Source organism: Negativicutes bacterium (assembly GCA_018052945.1).
Lineage (GTDB): Bacteria > Bacillota > Negativicutes > JAGPMH01 > JAGPMH01 > JAGPMH01.
Genome location: JAGPMH010000050.1, coordinates 4726 through 10131, shown reverse-complemented (window position 1 = coordinate 10131; position 5406 = coordinate 4726). Strand labels below are relative to the sequence as shown.

At 32.4% G+C, this 5406-nt stretch carries 7 protein-coding genes; all 7 read left to right on the top strand.

Annotated elements, in window-relative coordinates; genetic code table 11:
- Window positions 1-448 (top strand): BamA/TamA family outer membrane protein (locus KBI38_07195; GenBank protein ID MBP8629842.1); only part of this gene is annotated, 448 nt, incomplete at its 5' end.
- Window positions 411-1784, top strand: coding sequence for a hypothetical protein (locus tag KBI38_07190; GenBank protein MBP8629841.1), 1374 nt, complete (start codon window positions 411-413; stop codon window positions 1782-1784). The genes KBI38_07195 and KBI38_07190, both read left to right, overlap by 38 nt.
- A gap of 79 nt (window positions 1785-1863) precedes the next feature.
- On the top strand, window positions 1864-2325 hold the full coding sequence (locus KBI38_07185) for an OmpH family outer membrane protein (GenBank protein MBP8629840.1): 462 nt from the start codon (window positions 1864-1866) through the stop codon (window positions 2323-2325).
- A 66-nt stretch (window positions 2326-2391) separates the two neighbouring features.
- Window positions 2392-3282: a hypothetical protein gene (locus KBI38_07180; protein ID MBP8629839.1), complete on the top strand. Its 891-nt coding sequence runs from the start codon at window positions 2392-2394 to the stop codon at window positions 3280-3282.
- Between the two features lie 14 nt (window positions 3283-3296).
- Window positions 3297-3710, top strand: a complete 414-nt coding sequence (locus KBI38_07175) for an OmpH family outer membrane protein (protein MBP8629838.1) — start codon at window positions 3297-3299, stop codon at window positions 3708-3710.
- Between the two features lie 16 nt (window positions 3711-3726).
- Window positions 3727-4746, top strand: a complete 1020-nt coding sequence (gene lpxD / locus KBI38_07170; protein ID MBP8629837.1) for a UDP-3-O-(3-hydroxymyristoyl)glucosamine N-acyltransferase — start codon at window positions 3727-3729, stop codon at window positions 4744-4746.
- A gap of 6 nt (window positions 4747-4752) precedes the next feature.
- Window positions 4753-5370: a YjbH domain-containing protein gene (locus tag KBI38_07165; protein ID MBP8629836.1), complete on the top strand. Its 618-nt coding sequence runs from the start codon at window positions 4753-4755 to the stop codon at window positions 5368-5370.
- The last annotated feature ends 36 nt before the right edge of the window (window positions 5371-5406 follow it).

The window sequence follows — 5406 nt, the reverse complement described above, 5'->3', positions numbered from 1 at the left end:
TAGTGCAGAATTTGCTGGCGGAATTTTACAAGGTGATTTTGATTACAAAAAATTTAATTTTGAAGATAGACATTATTTTAAAGTTGGACATGCACAAGTACTTGCGACAAGAGCTAGTCTTGGTTATGCTACCGGGGATATGCCGGAAAATGCTTTATTTACAGCTGGCGGGATTGATACATTACGTGGGTTTAGAGATGATCAATTTGAAGGAAAAAGATTGTTATTAGGGACAGTAGAATATCGTTATCCAATTGTTAGCAAAGTTAGTGGTGCTGTCTTTACAGACTTTGGTAATGCTTGGGCTGATAAATATGACTTAGGCGATCTTAAAGTTAGTTATGGTGTAGGTGTAATGATGGATACACCATTAGGTTCTATTCGTTTAGATTATGGTCGAAGTTCACAAGGTGGTAGAACACATTTTAGTTTTGGGGGACAATTCTAAGTTTTTTAAACAACCAGGCTTAGCCTGGTTGTTTTTGTCAGGAGATGAAATTATTAAGATTAAAATAATTTTTATACTCGGTTTATTATATTGCATTTTTTTGCAAAACTTAGCTTTTGCTCAACCGGTGCAGTATGTTGATAAAATGACTATCAATATAAAGTTTTCTGATGACTTGAAGGTACCGGTAGAAATTGAAAAACGTATTATCGCAAGCACATTAACTATTGCCAATAATGTATTGCAAGGACAACCACTTGATAAAATTAATGAACAAAAAAAATCTTATGAAAACTTATTTCAAGATGTTTTGGGACGGATTTTGATCGGCTATTATGTCCAAGCGGTAAGACTGGAAGTTGCTGAACAAACTGTAGTTGAAGTAGAATTAAGACCGTGGCAGGATAGTATCCAAAGTGTTGAAGTTTCACTGGTAAATAATGATATTTCAGAGCCTTATCAAGATTTAATTAATGAAGATTTAAGGGGAATCAAACCGGTAATTGAAAATTTACTATTGGGGTTACCGATTGACGCTGTTTATTGGGCAAGTAGTATTTTGAAAACTTCATTAAATGATTATTTTAATAATAAATTACCGGAGTATAATTATTCTTTGGATATAACCGAAGGTAGCCATACAATGGTTAGGCTGAGCTTATATCCAAAAGGGCTATTGGTAAAAAACTCAGTAGTAGCGATAAGGTCACAGACAATACCGAATCTTGCCTTTTTAAAGTTAAGAGCTAAGGTTGAAGTTTATTTAGAAAAATTAAATGGCTTACCGGTTGAGTTTCTAAAGCGGCATAAGGAATTTTTCACCAAAGAAATAATAACATTAATTGAAAATGATGATTTCTTAAAAAAAATAGCCTTAAATAAAACTGTTGTAATAATTCCTGGTATTAAAAATCAGGTGGAAATTTTACTGGATAGTGAAAGATATAATTTAAACATTGAAGGGCGTTTAGATTTAGGCAAACAACAAGATAATACATCGTTTTTAATTCATGTTGGTAAATTTGTAGCACCGAAGCAAGAATTGTTTATAGAAAATCAATTCATCACGAATAATGTGAAGTTTGAATGGTCCTATGGATATCAATATAAAATTTTTGATAAAACCTTACTGGGCTATAAATACAATCAAAGTGAACGTTATGATAATTTATATTTAAAGCAAGAGCTGAGTGATAAGTTTTTATTAAGAGTAGAGCATCATTTTAAAACGGACTTAAATGAAGTTGCCCTGCGGTATAAATTACATGAGTTTGTTAGTTTGGAATATGTCAAGAATAATGAAGATAATTGGTTAAGATTGGTAGGAAATTTTTAAACTTTCTTGAATATAAAAAAGAACTTTGCTATAATTTAAAAGTAGTGCCAAAGAATAAATATTAAAAGGGGACTTTAAAATGTTAAAATTTGAAAAGAAACAAATTAAAATTATTACTATTGCGATAGCAGTGGCTTTTGTAATAGGAATAATCGGAGTAGCAACAATGCAAAGCTCTAATAGCTATGCTGCGGCTTCCTCCAATGTTGGGGTAGTAAATAATAATATGTTGTTCAATCAACACCCAGAGGTAGCGCAAGCTAAAACTAAAATGGAAGCTGAATATGAACAAGCGAAAAAAGATTTTGAAAGCAAATCTGCTAGTATGAATGACCAGCAAAAACAAGAATATTACCAACAAATACAACAACGTTTACAAAATAAAGAAAGAGAATTATTAGGACCTATTTTTGATAAAATTAATGCAGCAGTTAAAAAAGTTGCTGATGCTAAAGGTTTAACAATTGTTGTAGAAAAAAGCAATGTTGTATATGGCGGTCAAGATATTACTGATGAAGTAATTAAAAGTTATGGTAAATAAATAACTGAGTAGCTTAATGCCGAGCGTGGATAGCCAAGCTCGGCATTTTTTAAAAGGAGTAATGAGATGAAAAATAATAAGATAATATTTTTAAGCTATAGCATTATAATAATTATTATTTTGAGCTATTTTTTTATCTCAAAACAAACTGTTGTGATCAATGATAAGACCGCGACAGAAGTTATAGCGGTTATTGATATAAAAAAAGCATTGACGCAACATCCTGAATACAAACAATTAGAGACTTTAAAAAATGCACTAACGATGGTGGAGCAATATTCAAAGTTTAAGTTTAAGCAAGAAGAGAGCTTAGGAGCAGACTTTGCCTTAACTCAAGAAAAAGAGTTGGCAATAAGTAACCATAAAAGAGAGTTGCAAAAGAAGTTCTTGCTAAAAGAAGAAGAACTTACTAAAGAAATAAAAAATCAGTTAGAGCAAGAAAAAGAAAAAGTTAATGCTAGTTTCAATCCGGAAATTTTCAATATTCATTTGAAGTTTAAAACATTAAATTTAGGGGAACCTGAAAAAGAAGGTTTGAGTAGACAGTTACAAAAGTTATTATTGCAAAGAGATGCTGAATTTGCCGAAATTGAAGAAAAATATAAGTTGATATTAAAACAGCAGAAGAGTCAATTAAATAATGAACAAAAACTTGCTGAAGAAGACTATCTAAAGCAAGTTGAGGTTGAATATAAAAATAAACCGATGCTAATAAATGAACCATCAGAGTATAACCAGAATAAAGAACTAAAGGAAAGCAAAAGAGTCGAAATTGAAAACTTGAAAGTGAAAATTAAAAAACTGGAAGAACATCTTATTAGTGAAGTAAAAGATGAAGTTGTTAAGATGGCTATAACTAGGAAAATAACGATAGTTATGGATAAGGTTTTTCTGAATATAACAGCAATAGATTTAACAGATGATATTATTGCTGAATTAAAAAGAAAAAATAATTAAGTTGGAGGATTATAATGAAAACTTTAAGATATTTATTGGCTATTAGCATGGTGATAATGGCAGTTGTGGTAAGTGGTTGTGGACAAAATAAAAATGTGGGCGTTATTGATGTGGAAAAAGTTGTTACAGAAAGCCCGAAAATAAAAGTAATGAATGAAGAATTAATGGCTAAACATAAAGAGATAGAAGAAAAATTAAATACTGATAAAACTACCTTAAGTGAAGCTGATTTTAATAATGCCAAGCAAGCTGCTGATGCTGAATTTACAGCTTTAAGAAAAGATTTATCAGGTAAAATGGAAACTGAAATCAAAACTAATCTTGAAAAAATTGCCAAAGAAAAGAATTTATCGGTTATTATTAAAAAGAATGTTGCAGTGCAAGGTGGTGTGGATGTAACAGATGAAATGATAGCTAAATTGCAGTAAAAGGAGACTTCGCTATATGGAGATGACATTAAAGGAAATTTCGCAAGTAATTAATGGCGAATTAATTGGTGATGAAAATCTAATAATTTCTGTTGTTACTAATATTAATGATGCTGAAGCTACAGCTATAACTTTTGCCGTTGAACCACATTTAGAGGCTGCTAAAAATAGTAAGGCTGGAGCAATTATCGTTGAAAGAAATGTTACAGATTTCAAGCAAAATATAATCAAAGTTGATAATCCGCGAGTGGCCTTTATGAAGTTATTAGTGTTGTTTGCGCCTACTGTAACAATAAAAAAAGAAGTTCATCCTACAGCAATTCTAGGAGAAAATGTTGAATTAGGAGAAAATGTAGCGATTATGCCGTATGTAGTTATTGCCGATAATGTTAAAATTGGTGATAACACGGTGCTTTATAGTCATTCTTTTATTGGTGAAAAGACTGTTGTTGGTAAAGATACTGTTATTTACCCTAATGTAACTGTCCGTGAGGGAGCTCAAATAGGTAATGCTGTTATAATTCACAGCGGAGCGGTTATTGGTAGTGATGGTTTCGGCTTTGTAACACAAGCCGGTAAACATAATAAAGTTCCGCAAGTGGGCAATGTTATTATCGAAGATAATGTTGAGATTGGCGCTAATGTCGCTATTGACAGAGCAACGACCGGTAGCACTATTATAAAGAGTGGCACTAAGGTTGATAATTTAGTGCATATTGCACATAATGTGGTCATTGGTGAAAATGGTCTAGTAGTCGCACAAACTGGTATTGCCGGTAGTACTATTGTGGGCAGTAATGTAACTTTTGCCGGACAATGTGGTTGTGTGGGACATATTAAGATTGGTGATAATACTGTTTTTGCAGCAAGATCTGCGCCAATTAATGATGTACCAGCTAATTCTTTCTATGCCGGTTTCCCGGCTAAACCTCATAAAGAATGGTTAAGAACTAAGGCTGGCGTTAATAAAGTTCCAGATATGTTGAAGAAAATAAAAGAATTAGAAAAAAGATTAGCAGAGTTAGAAAGTAAGTAGGGTATTATGTTTAAAAAAATTTTCACAGCTTTATTGTTATTGTATTTTTGCCAAAATAATTGGGGGCTGGCACAGCCAAGCTTAAATGGAGCTACGGGTTTGCTGGAGCTACCGACAGCAGATGTGGTAAAAAAAGAAAGCTTTGGCATAGGAATATATTCTGCTGATGATGTAAAGATAAGAAATATGGGCTATGGGCTTGCTGAAAAATTAGAAGTTAGTTTTGCTAATGAAAAGCACGACATTGAACAGATTAATAAATTTAATGTGAAATACGTTTTACTTAGTGAGACTGTGTTAACTCCAGGACTAGCAGTGGGGATCAATGATTTGACAGGAAAAAGCGAAAGAAGTACCTTTGCTGTTGTCAGCAAAGGTTTACCATTGGGTTTTAGAGTACATGCTGGTATTGGGAGTGGTGATTTTGAAAAGGGCTTTGTTGCCCTTGAAAAAAATATTACGCCGTTACTGGGTGCCAATGTTTTTCCTAGTACGACGCTGTTAGTTGAATATAATGATAACAATATCAACTATGGGATGAGAATGAGTATAGTGCCAGATCTTAAACTGAATTTAGGACGTTCTGATCATAAAACTTTTATCGGTTTAACATATGCTAAGTGAGAGGTTTTAAATGTTATATTATGTAATGAAAATGCT